The organism is Collinsella sp. LCP19S3_F2, assembly GCF_052121015.1.
In the GTDB taxonomy this organism is placed as follows: domain Bacteria; phylum Actinomycetota; class Coriobacteriia; order Coriobacteriales; family Coriobacteriaceae; genus Collinsella.
Genome location: NZ_JBQKFA010000010.1, coordinates 38,540 through 56,916 on the forward strand (window position 1 = coordinate 38,540; position 18,377 = coordinate 56,916).

General features: G+C 40.4%; 24 protein-coding genes. 14 read left to right on the forward strand and 10 right to left on the reverse strand.

Going from position 1 to position 18,377, the window contains the following annotated elements:
• Positions 1 to 1,060 precede the first annotated feature (1,060 nt).
• The 6 genes from ACTQX9_RS08240 (at position 1,061) to ACTQX9_RS08265 (ending at position 3,489) form a co-directional block, all read left to right on the forward strand.
• Positions 1,061 to 1,306 (forward strand): hypothetical protein, encoded by a 246-nt coding sequence (locus tag ACTQX9_RS08240; RefSeq protein ID WP_441541153.1) that lies wholly within the window; start codon positions 1,061 to 1,063, stop codon positions 1,304 to 1,306.
• Between the two features lie 33 nt (positions 1,307 to 1,339).
• The gene (locus ACTQX9_RS08245) at positions 1,340 to 2,062 is read left to right on the forward strand and encodes a hypothetical protein (RefSeq protein ID WP_441541155.1); all 723 of its coding nucleotides are present in this window, start codon (positions 1,340 to 1,342) and stop codon (positions 2,060 to 2,062) included.
• Positions 2,062 to 2,355: a hypothetical protein gene (locus ACTQX9_RS08250; protein WP_441541157.1), complete on the forward strand. Its 294-nt coding sequence runs from the start codon at positions 2,062 to 2,064 to the stop codon at positions 2,353 to 2,355. The genes ACTQX9_RS08245 and ACTQX9_RS08250 overlap by 1 nt, the downstream gene beginning before the upstream one ends.
• Positions 2,348 to 2,758 carry a hypothetical protein gene (locus ACTQX9_RS08255; RefSeq protein ID WP_441541159.1) on the forward strand — a complete coding sequence of 137 codons (411 nt, stop codon included), beginning with the start codon at positions 2,348 to 2,350 and terminating at the stop codon, positions 2,756 to 2,758. Before ACTQX9_RS08250 ends, ACTQX9_RS08255 begins: the two co-directional genes overlap by 8 nt.
• A gap of 15 nt (positions 2,759 to 2,773) precedes the next feature.
• Positions 2,774 to 2,941 carry a hypothetical protein gene (locus ACTQX9_RS08260; protein ID WP_441541161.1) on the forward strand — a complete coding sequence of 56 codons (168 nt, stop codon included), beginning with the start codon at positions 2,774 to 2,776 and terminating at the stop codon, positions 2,939 to 2,941.
• A 200-nt stretch (positions 2,942 to 3,141) separates the two neighbouring features.
• Positions 3,142 to 3,489, forward strand: coding sequence for a hypothetical protein (locus ACTQX9_RS08265; RefSeq protein ID WP_441541163.1), 348 nt, complete (start codon positions 3,142 to 3,144; stop codon positions 3,487 to 3,489).
• 1,359 nt (positions 3,490 to 4,848) lie between these two features.
• On the opposite strand, the gene ACTQX9_RS08270 is transcribed toward ACTQX9_RS08265, so the two are convergent.
• From ACTQX9_RS08270 to ACTQX9_RS08315, 10 genes are all read right to left on the reverse strand, one after another.
• Entirely contained in the window at positions 4,849 to 5,703 is an 855-nt protein-coding gene (locus ACTQX9_RS08270) for an HNH endonuclease (RefSeq protein ID WP_441085670.1), read from the reverse strand.
• 64 nt (positions 5,704 to 5,767) lie between these two features.
• Complete coding sequence (locus tag ACTQX9_RS08275; RefSeq protein WP_441085671.1) at positions 5,768 to 6,586, reverse strand: hypothetical protein; 819 nt, start codon at positions 6,584 to 6,586, stop codon at positions 5,768 to 5,770.
• A complete protein-coding gene (locus tag ACTQX9_RS08280) occupies positions 6,580 to 6,918 on the reverse strand; it encodes a hypothetical protein (protein WP_432490328.1) in 339 nt (112 codons plus the stop codon). The genes ACTQX9_RS08275 and ACTQX9_RS08280 overlap by 7 nt, the downstream gene beginning before the upstream one ends.
• On the reverse strand, positions 6,912 to 7,247 hold the full coding sequence (locus ACTQX9_RS08285; protein WP_441085672.1) for a hypothetical protein: 336 nt from the start codon (positions 7,245 to 7,247) through the stop codon (positions 6,912 to 6,914). Before ACTQX9_RS08285 ends, ACTQX9_RS08280 begins: the two co-directional genes overlap by 7 nt.
• Before the next feature lie 389 nt (positions 7,248 to 7,636).
• The gene (locus tag ACTQX9_RS08290) at positions 7,637 to 8,074 is read right to left on the reverse strand and encodes a hypothetical protein (RefSeq protein ID WP_441541166.1); all 438 of its coding nucleotides are present in this window, start codon (positions 8,072 to 8,074) and stop codon (positions 7,637 to 7,639) included.
• Positions 8,074 to 8,298: a glutaredoxin domain-containing protein gene (locus ACTQX9_RS08295; protein WP_441085676.1), complete on the reverse strand. Its 225-nt coding sequence runs from the start codon at positions 8,296 to 8,298 to the stop codon at positions 8,074 to 8,076. The genes ACTQX9_RS08290 and ACTQX9_RS08295 overlap by 1 nt, the downstream gene beginning before the upstream one ends.
• A 291-nt stretch (positions 8,299 to 8,589) precedes the next feature.
• Positions 8,590 to 9,279, reverse strand: a complete 690-nt coding sequence (locus ACTQX9_RS08300; protein ID WP_441085677.1) for a DNA-methyltransferase — start codon at positions 9,277 to 9,279, stop codon at positions 8,590 to 8,592.
• A gap of 181 nt (positions 9,280 to 9,460) precedes the next feature.
• Positions 9,461 to 9,670 carry a hypothetical protein gene (locus ACTQX9_RS08305; protein WP_441085678.1) on the reverse strand — a complete coding sequence of 70 codons (210 nt, stop codon included), beginning with the start codon at positions 9,668 to 9,670 and terminating at the stop codon, positions 9,461 to 9,463.
• A complete protein-coding gene (locus tag ACTQX9_RS08310) occupies positions 9,671 to 10,147 on the reverse strand; it encodes a hypothetical protein (protein WP_441541168.1) in 477 nt (158 codons plus the stop codon).
• Entirely contained in the window at positions 10,144 to 10,728 is a 585-nt protein-coding gene (locus ACTQX9_RS08315) for a hypothetical protein (protein WP_441085680.1), read from the reverse strand. The genes ACTQX9_RS08310 and ACTQX9_RS08315 overlap by 4 nt, the downstream gene beginning before the upstream one ends.
• Before the next feature lie 456 nt (positions 10,729 to 11,184).
• On the opposite strand from ACTQX9_RS08315, the gene ACTQX9_RS08320 reads away from it, so the two are divergent.
• The 8 genes from ACTQX9_RS08320 (at position 11,185) to ACTQX9_RS08355 (ending at position 18,178) form a co-directional block, all read left to right on the forward strand.
• Positions 11,185 to 11,787 (forward strand): terminase small subunit, encoded by a 603-nt coding sequence (locus tag ACTQX9_RS08320; protein WP_441541170.1) that lies wholly within the window; start codon positions 11,185 to 11,187, stop codon positions 11,785 to 11,787.
• Between the two features lie 404 nt (positions 11,788 to 12,191).
• A complete protein-coding gene (locus ACTQX9_RS08325; protein WP_441085682.1) occupies positions 12,192 to 12,602 on the forward strand; it encodes a hypothetical protein in 411 nt (136 codons plus the stop codon).
• Positions 12,589 to 12,861 carry a hypothetical protein gene (locus ACTQX9_RS08330; RefSeq protein WP_432490425.1) on the forward strand — a complete coding sequence of 91 codons (273 nt, stop codon included), beginning with the start codon at positions 12,589 to 12,591 and terminating at the stop codon, positions 12,859 to 12,861. The genes ACTQX9_RS08325 and ACTQX9_RS08330 overlap by 14 nt, the downstream gene beginning before the upstream one ends.
• Positions 12,862 to 12,917: 56 nt before the next feature.
• Positions 12,918 to 14,204 carry a PBSX family phage terminase large subunit gene (locus ACTQX9_RS08335; RefSeq protein ID WP_441085683.1) on the forward strand — a complete coding sequence of 429 codons (1,287 nt, stop codon included), beginning with the start codon at positions 12,918 to 12,920 and terminating at the stop codon, positions 14,202 to 14,204.
• Positions 14,205 to 14,262: 58 nt separating this feature from the next.
• Positions 14,263 to 15,792 (forward strand): phage portal protein, encoded by a 1,530-nt coding sequence (locus tag ACTQX9_RS08340; protein ID WP_441541173.1) that lies wholly within the window; start codon positions 14,263 to 14,265, stop codon positions 15,790 to 15,792.
• Between the two features lie 12 nt (positions 15,793 to 15,804).
• Positions 15,805 to 16,551, forward strand: coding sequence for a hypothetical protein (locus ACTQX9_RS08345; protein WP_441085769.1), 747 nt, complete (start codon positions 15,805 to 15,807; stop codon positions 16,549 to 16,551).
• 101 nt (positions 16,552 to 16,652) lie between these two features.
• Positions 16,653 to 17,336: a DUF4355 domain-containing protein gene (locus tag ACTQX9_RS08350; protein WP_441541175.1), complete on the forward strand. Its 684-nt coding sequence runs from the start codon at positions 16,653 to 16,655 to the stop codon at positions 17,334 to 17,336.
• Positions 17,337 to 17,368: 32 nt separating this feature from the next.
• Complete coding sequence (locus tag ACTQX9_RS08355) at positions 17,369 to 18,178, forward strand: N4-gp56 family major capsid protein (RefSeq protein ID WP_441541177.1); 810 nt, start codon at positions 17,369 to 17,371, stop codon at positions 18,176 to 18,178.
• The last annotated feature ends 199 nt before the right edge of the window (positions 18,179 to 18,377 follow it).

Genomic DNA, 18,377 nt, shown 5'->3' on the forward strand with positions numbered 1-18,377 from the left:
GGAGGCAGATTTTTCAAAATATTTTTCTAAGTTAAGGGATATTTTTAAAATTATTTTTCTAGGAATGGAGTAAATTTTTAAAAATTTTTCCTTTAATTTTTCAAATTATTTCAACAAACTATTAAAATAGCACTATAACAGCTTTTTAACGTCGTCAGAGGAGCATTCTAAGCACGTTTCAGATCAAAGATTGGACAATCATCCGTTAAAAATCATCTGACAGCCTTTCAATCAGCCTCCATAATAAAAACTTACCACGTCTTGGCCAAGCTTTTGCCACAGCTGCCAATAAGACTACATCAAGTAGCACAAAACTATTCAAATAACTCATATCCATCCTAAAATAACATTTAACTAATGGATTTCCCCAGAATTTTATAACAGTCCCCCGGGATTTTTAAGAAAAATCACTTAAAACATCATGACAGGCGTACGAGGTTTCCAGCAGCTGTCCACAGGATGCACCCCGGGATTTTTTAACAGTTTTCACTTAAAACGTCATAGCCTATACACAACATTATCAAGGCTTTTCCACAGCTTTTAAGCTTCTTTTAGACGACTTTTGAACAAGATCAGGAAGAAGTCTCGCTGAAAGTTTTCTACTATATAAGGCGACTTTTTGGACAGCTTTCGAAAAATAAAATAAAAAACTTTTAGCAAAGCTATTGCAATTTAAAAAACGTCATGGTATATTGGTATCAAGTTAAGAGAAAGGAAGTTGAAAAACATGACTTATAACATTTATACAAACGACAATTTTTACGCCACTTGTGGAAGCCTAACTGCTGTTTATAGTCTTGTAGCTAGTCTTGAAAAGTATATTTCAAAAGATAAGATAAAAGTGTTGACAGTCGCTTGATATTTTGATAAGCTTATGACGAGATCAGGAAAGGAGGTTTTATAATGGTTGTTTCATGGCTGATTTTAGCGCCTGTATGTGTCGTGGCAAGCGCCCTTGCTTTTGTTGCTTGGTTAGATGATTAAAATAAAATTGTTGACAGCTGTTTAAAGAGCTGTTACACTGTACCTACAAAATAAAAAATTGAAAGAGGTTATAAAAATGAATAAAAATATGATTAAAGAATTTTTGAGCGAGTATGAAGAAAATGGCACACTGTTAAATATAGAAATTAATATCGGCAATAATGATATTACTATTGTGGCAGATAATGAAATGAATGATATGGAAGACGGTTTTCTAACTGTTTTTATAGATACAAACTCAATAGAACTAACAAATGAATTATATGAATATTTGAAAGGTATTAAAAAGGAAAATACAAAATTGCAAATTACTACAAACTAGATAAAAAATAAAAAATTGAAAGAGGTTATAAAAATGAACGAACAAAAACATTATATCACAGTCGGAGAAATTCTTGAAACTATAGAAGAAAGCTTTGGGCTGAGCGATTGGGAAACTGTTAAAAAGGAACTTGAAGCAATGCAAAGCCCAATCAACTTTACAGGAAAAACAGCACCAACTTTAAGCAAAGATCACTTTGGGCGAATCTCTTTACTAAGCTTTTTTGAAGAGATGGAATATGCAGGCGAATGGTTAACCGTTGACGAATTTAAAGACTATTTCAACGAATTAGACAACGATTGGGGAGGCGTTTCATGGTATGAATATGGTGCCGACAATACTTACAATTATTGTGGCTACCTTGAAAGAGATTTAAACTTTATTATCTATGAGAATGATTGCACAGAAGAAACTCTGGTTTTCTTTGCTGTCCATATTGGCATAGACGTGCGAGCAGGTTATACAAAATACTTTTCGATGAAATTCGACAACCTTTACAAATTTCAAGAAAAACTGTCTGAACGCTTCGAGCTTGCTTTCCTAGAATATAAGGACAGTGACGGAGATATTCAAGGAATATCTTTATATGGTTCAGCAACAAGCGAATATATCGAAGGCTATTTCAGATTTGACGATAGAGACTTCGAAGAATGTATTGACGTATACGACAAAGAAACGGCTATCGAAAGCCTAACCGAGTTTATGAAAGATAATGAAATTGACTTTGTCGAAGGCTCTTTGGAGGTTGTCGACTAATGGTTAAAAACGAATATAAAAGCATGTATGAAGCAGAAAAAGAGAAGAAAGAAAATAGCCTCGTAAATAAGTCTTTCAAACGAGGCTTCACAACTATCAACAGCTTAAAACGTTCCCTAGTCCTAGCAAAGACTTCTCAAGAGGCATTACAAGGCTTGCCAAACGATTCAAAAAGCTATCATGAAACTATGCAAATGCTAGAGGATAATCTTTTGAAAGCTTCTGCTCTTATGTTAAGTGTAGAACTAGATTTTAGAAACATACACCACAGTTTTAAGAAAGGAAGTGAGTGACTTGCTACCTATCTTATGGGCAGTTTTTGGTATAGCTGTCTGGACTACTCTTAAAAAAGCTTGCCAAAAACTTTCCGACTACTTAGAAAGACGAAAGGACAAACAATTTCAAAAAAGACTTGAAAAACAGTTTGAGAAAGCTTATAATAAAGTCACAGGCAAAGGCTTGCTGAAAACGTATCGAAGAGGAAAGCTATCCATAAATAACCTAGCGTTACTTTTGGAGGCTGTCAAAGAAGTTGACCCGCTTCTCTATGAAGACGTGGTAAGAAAGCTTTCTGATATGATTAGAAAAGAAGAAATAAGGAAAGGACTGGCAAAGCCTAGTGAGCTGATAGAAACACCGAGCTTTTTTGGAGATGATTCAGATGATGACTTGATAACACTTGATAAAGATTTATAGAAAGGGCTAGTGACTATGAAAAATAAACAAAAAATAATTGCCATCATTAACGATCTGAAAGCTGATAACTTTTTTAACATCGACGATGAAAGTAGAAAAAATATTCAAGTAAGCATTGAACTATTGCAGTCAGAATTAGGTATCACTGAAATCGAGTTGCAAAAAGACTTAGAAAGTAGATAAGAGAGGAGGTCATGAAATGTTAGAATCGTTTATTTTCATAGCTGTTGCATTAATTGGTGGAAGCTTTTGCACAAGTCGATCAATGAAACAATTAGACGAAATTATAAAAGAAGCAGAAATTTTTAAATAAACTATTGAAATTGTAAAAAAGCTATGCTACACTTTTTCACACCTATAGATAAACATGGGAGGCATACAAAATGAAACTAAAAAACTTTACAATTACAATGCTAACAATTATTACAGTTTTGAATATAACTTTTCTCATAGGTACAAAAGCTTATGAGAAAGGCTATCAAGAAGCTTCGGAAGCTAACAAAGTCAACAATGAGCTTCTCGCAGAAGCAGAAGATACTATCGAAAGCAACCGTAACATGATTGCAGACCTTAATAAAAAGCTAGACTCGTACGCAACTATCAAGGCAGACTTTGTTATAGTTGAAAGTGACACGAAAAAGCTATACGTCTACCCTATCGACAACGATAAGAAAACTATTCAGACATTCAAAGTTGACGAGGGAATCGGTTTGGAGGCTGTCAACAAATAATCAAATAGGCTTAGAAAGGCTACTCCGATTGTGGAGTGGCTTTTTTAATTATTAAGAAAAGATTAAGAAGTGATCTGTTATTGTTCGTTAAATTAAATGCTTTCAAAGCCGGCAGATAGGCTTTTATTCCACTTGTTTATACGTGTTGGATGTTATTCTTAAGAGGGCGTGGGACTTAACTTTTTTAAAAGGGTATCTGTTATGAGAGTAACAGATTATAATAAGCTATTATAAAAGCTATTCCATTATCTATTACCAAGCATGCTTTCAACAGCCTTTGCAAAAGCTTCCCAAGGCTTCCCAAAGCTTAGGTAAGTAACTGTCAACAGCTTATCCAGAAGCTATTAGAAAGCCTGTCAACAGCTTATCCTAACGTATAACTAAATAGTCAGAAGAGAAGTTGCACCATTGATTGGAGTAGCTTCTTTTTATATCCTCTTAAATAGCTCACGAGAAGCCCTCTCAGACGTTTAACTATAGCAAGGTAAGCTACTATTATCCTATCATTTGGAGGGCGTATATGAGAATATACAAGGCATATATTCAAAGGCTATTATAACAACTATTATAGGCGTTACTCAAACGGTTATTCTGGAACGTGGTGCACAACTATCCGAGTAGCTGTTCCGGTAACTGTTCGAGAGTCTTTCTGATCGTCTGATAATAGCTTATAATGGAGTATGTTGCATGGTGTTCGATAGGCTGCCAGGCACCTTGCCGCAGCTGTCAGAGTACAGTCAATAAGTCAAACATAAACGTAAAACCTATATAGAGCCGACAACCAACTGCCGACCAGCTGTTACTGTCCTTATGGAGTGGCTTCTGTAGGCTATCGAACAGCTGTTCGCGTATCTATTGACCTAGTTTACATAATGTGTATTATACAAAGTTGACATGACACATTGACTCAACTGTTCGACAGTCTCGACACACGTTGACCGACGACCGACCGACGAGACACACGACAGACTCACGAACAGCTGACACGATAAGCTATCTGACAGGCTTCCCAAGGCGTACCATACACCGTTGACCCCACCAAGGGAGGGGGTCTTGCCACAGCTGACCGAAGGCGCGCGCACTATCAGCCTCTTAGAAATTCTGCAAGTTTCCGTGTGAGGCTGTCCGATTTATTTTTTCTGGATCTTCTATATAGGGCTGTCCGATAGCTTTCCGACAGACTCCGAAAACGGCTGGCCAATTTTATTTTTGCAGTTTTCCTAATAAGACTTCCGACAACTGTTACGATCACACGCACGATAAGCTGTTTGGTTAGTTTATTTATAACTCCATACATAACAAAATAAGCCGCCCTTCGACAAGCTGTCAAAAGGTGGCTCAATCAATTATTATGGAGGCTTAGGCAAAGCTCCAGTAGAGACCTTTGTGAGTCTTTTGGCGGCCGTTACAGCAGCTACTGATATGCCCCGGATGGAACCCCATACGAATAGCCTCTGCGGCACTTTTGAAGGTGTACACTATGTTTCCTTCTGAGTCCTTTGCAACAACTGGCTTGGAAAGTTTTTCTGTAGCTAGTTGTCTAGCCGTTCCATGGAGGACATTATGCTGATAGGTACACCATTCGAGGTTGCTGGCACAGTTGTTAAGTTTATTCTCGTCTATGTGATTTACTATTGGAAAGTTGTTGGGGTTTGGACAAAAAGTCTCTGCAATAAGCCTATGCGTGTAATACGACTTACCATTTACCCTCACTCGACGGTACCCAGTGGCTTGCACATAGCCCAAACGTTCCCTTAACTTGCCCTGCGCATCTAAAGAAGCAACTCTTCCAGATGGATGTGCCATAGCTGTAGGGATGCTGGGGATAGGCTTCCATTCTGACAGGTATTCAATAGCTTTACCAAGGTTCTTCCGAGGCTTTCGGGAGGCTAATGAGTGACGTGCATTATGGCTTGCTGTGCAGATTTCTAAATTCATTACATTGGCGTTTGTTTTAACTTCGTCAATATGATTAACAACCCAGACTTCTGGAATATCTCCAATAAAAGCTTTGGCTACAGCCCTGTGAATACGCAGAGAGCTTTTTCCTCTACCCACAGAAACTGAGGGATAACTTCCTGCAAGAAAACCTTTCAAGACTCTCCCACGTCTCCCCTTAATCTTTCCCTCCATATTGACAAAATATCCCTCAGCCCCTTCAACAGGCTTCCAAATAGTTGGGTCATAAACTCCTTCAAATCTAATCGGCTTCAAATAACTTTCCTCCTATACTTATCAAAGCCGCCTTCCCACAGCTTTGGAAAGCGACTCTATTAGCTTATTTATATTTAGTGTCCAGCAGGTTTATGATAGCTCTTACTAAACTCTTCCGCTGCTTTTTAGCTGGGCTCTCCTGCATCAATGCCCCTACTCTCCATGTTGGAGTGCCATGTTCTTCACGAGCTTCTTCAAAGCGTTTAGCAGTTGATTCCAAATCCTTTCCAGCAAACCTCTTCATAAGCTCAGCTTCCTGCTGATGTAACTCCTTCCAGTAGCTATCGTCAACGACTTCCGACTGAGGCTTTCCCAGAGTCTCATTGCTGAACAGCTCAGTGGAGTCTTTGGCAGACTTCTTGGCAGCTTCGGAAACCTTTTGAATTCCTTCCAATAGCTCCGGAATCTCCTCACGAGACTTCTCAAGTAGTAGACTGTCTAAAGCATCCTTAGCCAATATGTCCGCAGCCTTTTGGACAGCTTCCAGAGCAGATGCCTGCCACTGCTCCTCCATCCGCTCTCTGGTAGCCTCTAGGCAGTCTTCAAAGGTTACCTTCTTAGTAAGTAAATAACGGCTATCACGAGCCTCAGATAAATCGAACTCCACTTCCTCAGCCTCTTGTAAAGTCTCCAAGCGGTCGGCCAATTCATTTAGGGTGGAAGCATGCTTCGTAAAACTTTGAGTAAAGTATGCCTCAACGTCTCCTTTCATGACTAGTATGGAGTCATCTTTAACATACTCAGCCACAGCCCTCAGAAGCCTTGGCAACAGCTTCTCTGAAATCACTAGGCGACTATTGCAGTGGTCTACCCGAAGGTCTGGCTGATATTCTGTTGGAGTGCTTGGGTTATACTTTTTGATGTCAATGGAATAGTCTAGCATAAGATAATTCCTCCAGTATCTTCATAGTCTATCTCAATGTCGTTGATGGAGTCTAGGTAAAGGTCTGCTGAGCCAGATGCCCGATAGATGCTGATAGGAGTGTCCATAGGATAATCCAGTAGCTTGTGGACAAGCTCTCCAATAGTTCCGGCAGGAAGCTTTGTGAATGACTGTTCCAAGACGTCTGCATCTAATCTATCACTCCATGGGTCGAGTAAACCTCCAATGTCGTAGCAATTAGTTTCCGAATCTACTGATAGGACTTTGTAAAGGTCTCCTTCATAATCTAACAGTAAGTCTCCTTTGGAGTATTTCATTGGTCTATTTACCATAGAGTCACTTCCCCTTCCTCAAATTTACTAATTATTTCTACATCTTTTACGTCAACTTTCCATCCATTAGTGTTCCATTGGCAAATACTAACACTGTCAGTAGGATCATGCTTGGACAGCTCATGGATAAGCCATGCCACAGTTCCTATAGGAGCTTTTCGCCATATCCACTCAGCACTTGCGCTAGGGTAATTGAATACTTTACCATTAGCTACTCTAATAGTATATTGCTTAAATTCCTCTGAGGCTTTAATTACCTCGGCGCTCATCCGTGGTTCTTCTGGATCTCTCCCAGCATCTACTAAAACATCTCCTACTTCAAACTTCATTTAATCTCCTCCAATAGTTTTTTACGAGCTTTCCAATGCTTTTCCCCAGCCCTCATGTCTCTTGTCACATAGTAGTGGAACTTTTTCATAAGCTGGTGGTACAGTATTTTAAGCTTTTTCATAAAAATCCCCTCCAATCACATTAAACAAAGTACAATAAAAGCTACGAAAGAAGCTCCTATCAATAGCAGCATTCCAAAGACTAAGCCAAGGAATTGCCAGAATTCTTTAAACTTGCCAAGATAGCATAAAACTGCTATGAATGGAGCCAGAAAGATGATCCAACAGATAAGTAGTAGTAGTAAATTCATCATACAGCCTCCTAAAAACTTTTATAGAGTTATCATAACACAAAAAAAGAGCCCTGTCAAGAGCTCTTCGCAAGTTTGTTAGTTGATTTTAAAGGCATTTTCAAATTCTGCGTCTGCCATCCACTCGCAGCATTTAGATTTTTCCCAGAATACATTAACAGGAAGTGTGTCATTCGGGCTATCTTCTACTTCAAAGATAATTGCCACATCCCCTCTATCAGGGAATACCATAGCATCTCGAACGGCATAGGTACGGCCTGATTCGCAGGTCAATGACTTAGCTGGGTAAGCAACACTTCCAGTCTCTTTCAGTGGTTCTGGATGCTCCAGCGCCTCGATTCTAGCAGCTAATTCAGTCGTACTATTAAGTGCTCGGTCAGCGGTGTACTGAGCGTATAAAGCGTGGGATTTAGCAGCATCTGCCTCCTCTTGTAAATTAGCCTGTACCAAAGCCTCCCCAAGCCGCTCAATACGTCGTTCAATTAGGTATTTAATAAGTTCTCCTACATTAAACATTATACAACCTCCTTCAATAAGTCAGGTCGAAAGCCTGTCCAAGTTACTTTTCCATTAATCACTACAGGAAATTGACTAAAACCACTGTCACGAAGGTGTTGCAACAACTCTTCGTCAGTTTCGTCAACAACAATCTCCTCAAACTTCGTTCCTTGCTTGTTCAAAAACAGTTTCGTCTGGCGGCAAGCGGCGCAGAAAGTACGCTTAGTATAGATTTTTAACAAGTTACCAGTCCTCCATATTGTAAAAATAGTTTCTTAATAGCTTTTCGGAATTCTTTCATTTTGGCACCTCCCTATCTAACAACACATTTCTAGAATAGCCCACAAGATCATCCATAGAATTAGGAATGTCCACAAACCTAGAAATAAAGCCGTTGCTGAAACGCCTACCACGAATAGTAGGAATAACCCTATTAGGAATAGTAGAAAAGCTACTAAGAGGCTTATCCAACAATTAAATTTGTCACTCAAAACTCATCCCACCCTTCCACGTAGGCGTATTCCTCTTCTGATTCAGGCTCCTTCTGATAGTAGTCTCCCTTTGCTAATTTCAAAGTACTCCGGATCTAGTTCAGATCCTATGAATCCTCTCCCTAAATTAGCACAGGCTACTCCTGTAGAGCCGCTCCCCATAAAAGGATCTAGTACAACGTCTCCCTCATTAGTTAAATGTTCCACTATCCACTGCATTACAGCTACTGGCTTCTGTGTAGGGTGACCCTTGCCTACCTTTTCGCTACTTGGAGTTAAGCCTGATTTAATCAGAGGTCGATCATAGGTATCACTGATCCGGTTGAATGTCCACTTTGCCCCCTTCTTAACTGCCCATACGGCTACCTCATAATCTACAATAAACCTCCGATCTCTATTACGAGGCATCGGGTTAGATTTTTCCCAGCGAATCATATCTTTAACCTCAAACCCTAGTGACTCCAAAGTAGCAGCGATCTCTCCTAGGTTTTTCCAAGCATTAAATATTAGGATATTTCCTCCCTTTTTAAGTTTTGGAGTAGCCAGTTCGATCCATGAGCTTAAGTCAAACTCCTTGTCCCACTCGCCAAAGTCAATCCCTCCTCTGCCCATGGACTGGAAGTTGTTATCTCTACTGATGTTGTATGGGGGATCTGTAATAATTGCGTCAATGCTGTTATCCTCCAGTGTATTAATGAACTCCAAGCTGTCTCCAAAGTTTAATGTAATCATTATAAATCACTCCTCATAATATTCATAATAAATCCAGTAGTTGTGCCAAACATTTGTGATCGCCAGTGGAACTCCCTCGTATGAGTACTACGAAGCATGGCAATGCTTAAGTCGATGAGATTCTCCTATAATGCCACTTCGAAGTCCTTTGGTCGCCGTTGAACATCGTGCGCAAAGATTGTCATTTGGAATCCTCCCTCAGCTCTACCAGAGCCGTTGTATCGCCGCCACTCATAACATTCCAATCAGATGAACTAAACGCTCCATAGAACACTCTTAGAATTTCATAGGATTTAGCAAGCTCTGTAAGTTGTTCGTCGATACCTGTATACTTGAGATGACCGTCTTCATCATACTTAGTGAACCCTTTCAGCTCTCTCCACTCAGTCATCTACTCCACCTCCAGTATCTTGGACATCCGTTTGATAGCTTCCTCAGCCTGTTTGCCAGACTCTTGAATCTTATTATCCAATCGTTCCTCCAAAGCATCTCGCACAGCTTCCGGAAGGTATCTGTCCAATGACAAATCCGCCATCTGCTTACGAGCTGTGGTCATGTTTGATAAAGCAGCTAGGTACACATCCAAGTTAATGTCTAGTGAAGTATCTAGGACAGTTTTGTGAGTAAATTGTGGAACGAATGGTAGATCAGTCTCTTCGTCAACTAATTGCAGTTCGTCTGCATAAAACCAGATAACTTCTCCCTGCTCCAATCCAACCATGACATTGGGGTCTTCTACCCTTCTGTTTGGATTCACTGTTCTAACCTCGCCGATAGTTCCTATAGGAACTGTTGGAGATGAAATTACATACCTTCCCGATAAGTCCTGGAAATACCTTACTTTGTCGCCTACTTTAAATTCTGTCATAAATACCCTCCTAATGTTTTACTAAGTTGTTTGTCTAGCCTAGAAATCTTTCTAGCTACTGTTGATTTAGGTACTCCTAAAGACTTCTCAATTTCTCTAACACTAGACTCTCGAATGTACCTTTCAACGAATAGTGACAATCTTTCTTTATCATACCATGGAAGTATCTCAGTTGTCAAGTAAATGGCATCAATCCATCCATCTTCTAAGGAAACTTCCACAGCTAGATGGTCAAGAAGCCCCATCGGAAACTCATGGGCATACTTCTCAGAGGGTGTCTTCATTCTACGGTGCTTACGAAAGCTATAAAAGCTATACTCAAAACTACTGCACTTAGCGTATTTGTTATCTCCTCCAATAGAGCCTACCGTATCGTTTGCCAAAGCTAATAGAGATACCCACTCGGAGAGGGATTCTGGAGGCTCCCCAAATCGCAGTTTATAGGATGATATAATTTGCTCAGCCCATAAAAAGTTTTCTTTATCAGTTCCTTTATTTCTCAATAGGTACTTTATGAGCCGAATACCCTCTTGGACGGCTTTACCTTTATTTGCAGCTCTCTGAAAATTCTCATACAGCATAATAAGCCTCCTAAAATAGTCTGAGAGCTGTTCTACGTCACTTACGCCTAATCATCCCAGAAGATAATAAAAGTCTCCTCAGACGGTTGTCAACGACTCATAGGCGTATTGTAGCTTCCTTAGCTCTATGAATCTATCTTACCACGTCTTTAGAGACTTGTCAATAGCTTTTTGTAATTAATTTAAACTCCATTGCAAAGCCTTCCTTTCCTTTTCCAAGTTTCGGATAAGCTTTCTAAAGGCTTTTGCAAGGCAGCTTCTTGGAGTACCGTCGGTATCAGCGACCGACAGCGCTAAAACCTTTTCTCTAAAAGCATTATACCATTATTTAAAAAGCTTGTCAAGTGATTGACTCCATTATATTAAAATATTCTAATAATTCTTACATGGGACGTCCCAAGCTTCTAAAGGGGCTATCGAATGAGGACTTATTAATCTGTTGGAAGGAGGAGACAGATGGCTCTTAAAATTCAAGGAAAAGAAGTCGGAGAGCGACAGCAGCAGTACATGACTTCCTCACAGACTCCAGACTACTATGATGGAGTAGATTTAACAACCCTTAAGCCAAAGATGAAACGCTTTGCGCAGCATTATGTATCTACGGTAAACATTGCTGAAAGCTGTAGATCAGTTGGTTACAATGAATCTTCTGGACACCGCTTATTAAAACGAGACGATGTAAAAGCCTACATTCAATGGCTTATTACAGAGCAGTCCAACGCTGACATCATGACTGCTACAGAAGTCTTGGAGCATCTTACAAAGATTGCTAAGCGAGATGGCTATGATGAAATCGTAACAGCTAAAGGGGATAAGATTCAAGCAAGGATTTCTACAAAAGACCAGCTGACCGCCTTACAACAACTAGCTAAATTCCATGACTTGCTAACTCCAGACGTACAAGTCAATAATGAATTAAACATCATAGTTGATATATCTGAGCCGGAAGACGACGAAGAAGAAATTAAGCAGGCCGAAGCAGTTGAGGACGATGCTTTGGAAGCAGACTTCGAAGAAACCGACGAAGAACTAGACTATGGTTTTCTGGAAAACTACTAAAGGAAGGGAGAAATCCTTATGGAAAAGCTTCCGACTCCCCTTCGGAAAGTCATTTCAATACTCTATTTGAAATGGCACGGCATAGGACTATCTGTAGTCAGCATTCTGTATGGCGTAAGGCTATACTTAAATATAGACACACTTAATCACGAGGCTTTATACGACCGCATCTCCAGTATTTTTGATCTACGACTTATATCAGCTTTCTTTGTAACAGCTGGATTTATCAAACTTCTTGGTATCATCCTTAACAGAAACAGACTTCGTATAGCAGGAGTAACCTCTTTAGCAGTTCTTTGGTCTGTTATGGGAGTAACCTATCTGTCTACCCCTAATACGATTGCTATTCTGGCTATTGGATGTGCTTGGACAGCCTATGGAGTTCTCATTCGGGAGGACTTTAAATGAACTTCCAGCACTGGGATGTACTAATCACTGGTGTATTAGCCTTTGTAACTGCTTGGGTAGGCAAAAACTTAGACTTCAAAGGGCTAGTCAGAAAGACTGAGATAGAGAATCGTGACGAGATTTACACTAGCTGGAAAGAGATGTACGAGACTAAGGCAGCTGACCACAACGAGCTTAAAGCTGAGTACAACTCTGTTCGACAAACTGTTTTCGACTTAGAGGAAAAGTTTAGCCAGTTAAAATTTGAGATGGCTGACTTGAAGCGATCCATGCAAGAGAAGGAAGACGGCTATTTGCTACAGATTTCTCAGCTAGAGGAACGTGTCGACGAACTTGAGGAAGAAAACGCCTCTCTGAAAGAAGAGTTAGAAACCTTTAAAGGAGGTGGTAAATTTGAACAACACTGAAATCATCATGACCGTTGCAGTCGGCATCGGGGCAATCATGACAGGCTTAATGAATATGATTAAATCTCAAGAGTATATTCCAGCTCGGTACATTCCTTTGGCAGCTATCGTCTTAGGCGTTATCGTTGGAGTAGCCGGAGGTATGGTTGTATTTGATGTCGAACCAGTTATCGGAGCAGTTGCAGGACTTATTGCAGGGCTTTCGTCTGTAGGCTTCTACGAGACTGGCAAGTCTGTTAACAATGCTATCAACAAATAATCAAGAAGCCCTACGGAAAACCTCTGTGGGGCTTTTATCTACTTTAGGAGGACACTATGGCAAACGATAATAAAACAATTCCATTAAAACTTACAGTCCCTCCGAGAATCTTTAACGAGGCTTACCTTCCATACTTATACAATAAGCCTAATGGTAAGTATCGTACAATGGTTTTCTACGGAGGAGCAGGTTCTGGTAAGTCTAAGTTTGTGGTTCAGAATACGATTCTAAAAGGCTTAGCAAGTAAGCGTAAGTTTCTAGTAACACGTAAAGTTGATAATACGATTCGGGACTCCATCTTCCAAGAATACAAGACATGTCTACAGGAGTTTGGCATCTACGACCTATGTGATGTAAAGGCTTCGTACATGACTATTAAACTACCTAATGGAACAGAGTACATATTTAAAGGGATGGAAGACCCAGAGCGTATCAAATCTATTTCCGGTATCTCTGACATAGTTATGGAGGAAGCTACTGAGTTCACTTTGGACGACTACTCACAGCTTCAACTACGGCTGCGTAACAAGTCTGCCGGAAACAACCAAGTATTTATTATGTATAACCCTGCTTCAAAAGATAACTGGGTCTACCACATGTTTCATAACCCAGCTAAGAAACGTCCAGAGAATTGCAAAGTTATTAGTACAACTTACAAAGACAATCGATTCCTTCCTAGATCATACATCAAGCAGTTAGAGGACATGAAGAATACTAACCCAGTATACTACGAAATCTACGCTCTTGGCAAGTTCGCCAGCTTGGGTAAACGTATTTATACAAACTGGACAAGACAGCGGCTAGACTTACGGAAGCTTTTGAGAGACCACTGGAAACCTAAATGGGGGCTTGACTTCGGATTTACCAATGACCCTACCGTACTACTTTCCATTATGATTGATGAATCTTCTAGGTGTCTTTACATCTATGATGAAATGTATCAAACAGGTTTATTAAACAAGGACATCTTCGAAGAGATTAAGAAGCGTAAGATAGTCCACAATGAAATCTTTGCAGATAGCGCTGAGCCAAAGTCTATTGAAGAGCTTCGGAGGCTTGGGGCACGACGTATTAAACCTTCACGAAAAGGGAAGGACAGCATCTTGCATGGTATCCAATATCTGCAAGGCTACACAATCGTTGTTGACCCACGCTGTGTAAGGACTATCTCAGAGCTGGAGAATTATGAGTGGCAACCTAACAAACATCTTAAGGACGAGTACCTTAACAAACCTCGATCCAACGGCTTCGACCACTGTATGGATGCTCTTCGATATGCTGTATCAGACATGATCCCAAGAAACAAAGTAAGGTCTATCAGCAAGGCTGCCTTCGGGCTGTAGGACAGTTCCACAAAAGCGTGGGGCTGTACCTTTGAAGATAATTAAGGAGGACTATCACATGGCTATTCCAAATAACCAATTGTCTGCTGGAGACATTTATACAGTCGCTGATAATCGTAAGCACTATATATCCAGAGACTTTACAACTGATGAATTAATTAATGCTGCTGAACTCCATTATGGGAGAGTAGGTAGCTACCAGCTTTTGTATGATTATTACAAAGGTGTGCACCACGCTATCCTAAACAGAACGTTTGACGATAAGACAAAGCCTAATAATAAAGTCGTGCACAACTTCCCTAAACTGTTAGTAGATACAGCAGCTTCTTACTTAGCTGGGGAACCAATTACTTTAAAAGGCGACGAGACAACTATTGATGCGATGCTTCCAATTCTTAATAAGAATGATTTCCATGACGTTGACAATGAGTTGGTTAAGCTTTCTGGAATCTTTGGCCATGCTTTTGAAATCCATTACCTAGACCGTAACGGAGACTATCGTATCAAAGCAATTTCTCCAATGAATATGGTTATGTGCTACTCGATGGACTTGGACAGTGAACCTCTAGCAGCTATCTATTATAACACTGTGTACCAAAGCGCTACAGGAGCTGTGTACCGGACTTATGAAGTCTATACCAAAGATAAGATTATTAAATTTGAAACAGAGACTCTTGCCGATGGAACTAAAAGTAAGCCAATCCCAGAAACTTTTCCGAATCTTCTTGGAAAGTTTAATGTATTTGAAGTCATCGCTAACGAGGAACGTCTAGGAGACTTTGAAGCTCAGATTCCATTAATTGATGCTTACAACTTAGCTGTATCAGACTCTGTAAATGACATTAACTATTTGAATGATGCCTACTTGTGGTTAGCTGGATTTGACATTGGAGAAGACGAAAACGGTAACTCTGAGTTGGATAAGATGAAAAACAATCGTGTCATGGTTACCGAAGAGGGTGGGAAGGCTGAGTGGTTAGTTAAGAACATTAACGATACTCACATTGAAAACATCAAGGATAGAGCCGAACGTAACATCTTTAGTCTTTCTCAAACTCCAGACTTGACATCTAAAGACTTCAATGCAGCTACTGGAACAGCTATGAAAGCTGCTACACAACCATTGGAGAACAAGTCAGCAGTTCGTGAGTCTAAGCTTCGCAAAGTATTTCGCCAACGCTATGAAATCATCTGCCACTACTTGACTAATTTGAAAGGTGCTAAAGATCTTAAACCAGAGAAAGTGGAACCAGTCTTTGTACGTAACCTTCCACAATCATTCTCAGAGTTAGCTGATATGGCTGTTAAACTTCGTGACATTCTACCAGATGAAACGATCATTGCACAGTTCCCATTCATTACTGACCCAGAGTCTGAGGTTAAGAAAGCTAACGAACAGCGTAAGGAACGTATGAAGATTCAAGCAGAGATGTCAATGCTTAAACAGACTAACCTTGGACAAGTCGCTACAGCAGGTCAAAACGTCAAGAAGCTAGACAATAGAACTGATGCCAATACGATTACCACAGATGATGCAGTAGCTGCTAAAGAGCAGGAGAAATCACGTAACAAGAAACCAAGAGACTAGGAGGACTTATAGATGGCTAGAAAGATGGGGAAGAAGAAACGCCAAGAACTTCTGGAAGCCTTTCTGACAGATGTCATGATAGATACTCAGAAAGACTTTGCAGATATTATCGGGAGGTACTCTCCCCAACTTGAGGCTGTTGTTGATAAGATTATCATAGAAGCTATGAAAGAGTCTCCAGACTATATGCTTATCCAAGACTCCAAGAGCTTACTAGAATACTACACCTCAGTCTATGGTACAGCCTTCAAAGAAGAGCTTACAAAAGCTTTCACGGAGGTTGCTGAAAAGGTCGTGGGACACCCCTCATTGGGAGAGGGGATAGCCTCTGTAGATATAACGAACGCAATTCAAGAGCTTATCGAAGAAGCTTACGACTACTTCTTTAGCATCTTACTTCCGATACTCTATGAATTGGAGGGCGTAGCTACAGGAACAGTCGTTTTAGGAGAGAGTCAAGGCAAGCTCGCTCACTTAGAACAGCTTAGAGACAACCTTCTCTACTTCCTCAGACGACATGTAGAGGCTCAAGCCTCAGTAATTATAAATCTTGCTGTTGTGGAAGCTTCCAAACAGTACGAGATAACATTATGGAAATGGAGCAATAGACCAGAGTTAACCGTTAGTGGAGTTTGTGAGCATTGCAAAAGCTTAGCTCACGGAGGTATCAGAAACGAGGGTCTCTATACCCTAGAAACATTACCTCTTCTCCCTGTGCATCCTCATTGTGTCTGCATCATTGTCCCTGTAATCTCGTAGGTTAAATGTTAAAGGACACCTAAGCCAAGGACTTTACAAAATACTATATCTAAAGCACGGTAGGGCGTTGTACCTACGAGGGCGGAAGGAGAAATACAATCATGGCAGACGAAATTATGAAAGAACAAGGCAATGGGACAGCAGAAGGCACAGAAGGGTTATCTGTTGAAACTGTTTTAGGAGCTATCGAATCCAATCCAGAACTGCGTAAAAGCGTAGAAAGTCAATTCTTAAACAAAGATACAGTAGGAAGTTTCTTAGAAACGGAAGCAGGCAAATCTATCATTAGTCCTCGGTTAGACCAGTTTGCATCCAAAGCTATTGAGTCTTGGAAGAGTAAGCACTTGGAAGGGATCGTTCAAGAACGGTTACAAGAATTAAACCCTCCAGAAACACAAGAGCAGATTCAACTTCGGCAGATGCAGTCACAGCTCAAAGAAATCCAAGCAGAGAAAGACCGCTTAGCAATGCAAAGTGTGGCTTCAGCCGCATTAGCAGCTACAGGACTTCCGGCAAGCTTTGCAGACTACGTGATTGGAGATTCTCCAGAAGCTACGAAACACAACGTCAACTCTTTAGACGTAGAAATCAATAACCTCTTGTCACAACGTGTGGAGGAAAAAGTAAAAGGCCTTGCAGCTCAGACAGCACCTAGCAACCAAGATATTGTAGGGGTTGGAGGGCAGCGAGAAGCTAAATCATTATTCGACTTATCTCCCCAAGAAGCTATGCAGCTTAAAGCAAGCAACCCAGCTAAGTACGAAGCTTTGCGACGTAACTCTTAATTAGATAAGTCCATACGAAAAGGAGAATACACATGGTAGCAGAAGTAACTAAAATTGCAGATTTAATCAACCCCGAGGTCATTGGAGACTTCCTAGAGAAGAAAATGATCGACAACCTTATCTTAGCACCTTTGGCAGATATTGACAATACTTTAGTCAATCAGCCAGGCGATACTTTGACAGTACCTCAATGGAACTTCATCGGAGAAGCTGACGACGTAGCGGAAGGTGTAGCGTTCGACCCAGTTAAATTGACTGCAACATCTTCTACAGCAACTGTTAAAAAAGTTGTTAAAGGTGTTACATTGACGGACGAGGCTGTTCTATCAGCTTATACACAACCTGTCAACGAAACTGTACGTCAGTTAGCTTTAGCAATCGCAAGCAAAATCGACAACGACTTTGTGGATAAGATTAAAGCTTTGACTCCATCGACTGATGTTAAGATTGACCCAGCTGGTTACGGATGGGTATTGGATGCTCAAGTAGCTTTTGGAGAAGAGTTCGACGATGAAACATTCTTGTTCATCTCTCCTAAGAGTCGTGCTAACATCTTGAAATCTGGAGACTTCGTTCACATTGACCAAGGACGTAAGATCATCACAGGAGAATTGGGAGAGTTGTTCGGTATGCGTATCGTAATCTCTAACAAACTTGCTAACGACGAAGCATTCGTTATCAAACGTGGTGCATTGAAACTTATTATGAAACGTGGCTACAACGTAGAAACAATCCGTGAAGGTTTCAAACGTCAAACGACTATCTCCGCTGACCAACACTACGTAACATACGTTCAAGATACTACGAAAGTAGTTTACATCAAAGGAACTGTTACACCCTAATGCTCCCCAAAATCTTAGCTCAAGCGACGTCACTGCCACTAGTGTGACGTTGTCTTGGGAATAGGGAAGGGGGAAACTAATCGTGGCAATTACTTACAACATTTACAAAGGTTCAGAGAAGATTGCTTCTGACGTTGCGGAAAAGACTTATACAGTAGACGGCTTAGACCCAGCTACCGAATATACTTTTGGAGTATCT

Coding starts and splice junctions, on each gene's coding strand:
- ACTQX9_RS08240 (WP_441541153.1), top strand. CDS start 1,061: ATGAATAAAAATATGATTAAAGAATTTTTGAGCGAGTATGAAGAAAAT.
- ACTQX9_RS08245 (WP_441541155.1), top strand. CDS start 1,340: ATGAACGAACAAAAACATTATATCACAGTCGGAGAAATTCTTGAAACT.
- ACTQX9_RS08250 (WP_441541157.1), top strand. CDS start 2,062: ATGGTTAAAAACGAATATAAAAGCATGTATGAAGCAGAAAAAGAGAAG.
- ACTQX9_RS08260 (WP_441541161.1), top strand. CDS start 2,774: ATGAAAAATAAACAAAAAATAATTGCCATCATTAACGATCTGAAAGCT.
- ACTQX9_RS08265 (WP_441541163.1), top strand. CDS start 3,142: ATGAAACTAAAAAACTTTACAATTACAATGCTAACAATTATTACAGTT.
- ACTQX9_RS08275 (WP_441085671.1), bottom strand. CDS start 6,586: ATGCTAGACTATTCCATTGACATCAAAAAGTATAACCCAAGCACTCCA.
- ACTQX9_RS08280 (WP_432490328.1), bottom strand. CDS start 6,918: ATGGTAAATAGACCAATGAAATACTCCAAAGGAGACTTACTGTTAGAT.
- ACTQX9_RS08285 (WP_441085672.1), bottom strand. CDS start 7,247: ATGAAGTTTGAAGTAGGAGATGTTTTAGTAGATGCTGGGAGAGATCCA.
- ACTQX9_RS08290 (WP_441541166.1), bottom strand. CDS start 8,074: ATGTTTAATGTAGGAGAACTTATTAAATACCTAATTGAACGACGTATT.
- ACTQX9_RS08300 (WP_441085677.1), bottom strand. CDS start 9,279: ATGATTACATTAAACTTTGGAGACAGCTTGGAGTTCATTAATACACTG.
- ACTQX9_RS08305 (WP_441085678.1), bottom strand. CDS start 9,670: ATGACTGAGTGGAGAGAGCTGAAAGGGTTCACTAAGTATGATGAAGAC.
- ACTQX9_RS08310 (WP_441541168.1), bottom strand. CDS start 10,147: ATGACAGAATTTAAAGTAGGCGACAAAGTAAGGTATTTCCAGGACTTA.
- ACTQX9_RS08315 (WP_441085680.1), bottom strand. CDS start 10,728: ATGCTGTATGAGAATTTTCAGAGAGCTGCAAATAAAGGTAAAGCCGTC.
- ACTQX9_RS08320 (WP_441541170.1), top strand. CDS start 11,185: ATGGCTCTTAAAATTCAAGGAAAAGAAGTCGGAGAGCGACAGCAGCAG.
- ACTQX9_RS08325 (WP_441085682.1), top strand. CDS start 12,192: ATGAACTTCCAGCACTGGGATGTACTAATCACTGGTGTATTAGCCTTT.
- ACTQX9_RS08335 (WP_441085683.1), top strand. CDS start 12,918: ATGGCAAACGATAATAAAACAATTCCATTAAAACTTACAGTCCCTCCG.
- ACTQX9_RS08340 (WP_441541173.1), top strand. CDS start 14,263: ATGGCTATTCCAAATAACCAATTGTCTGCTGGAGACATTTATACAGTC.
- ACTQX9_RS08345 (WP_441085769.1), top strand. CDS start 15,805: ATGGCTAGAAAGATGGGGAAGAAGAAACGCCAAGAACTTCTGGAAGCC.
- ACTQX9_RS08350 (WP_441541175.1), top strand. CDS start 16,653: ATGGCAGACGAAATTATGAAAGAACAAGGCAATGGGACAGCAGAAGGC.
- ACTQX9_RS08355 (WP_441541177.1), top strand. CDS start 17,369: ATGGTAGCAGAAGTAACTAAAATTGCAGATTTAATCAACCCCGAGGTC.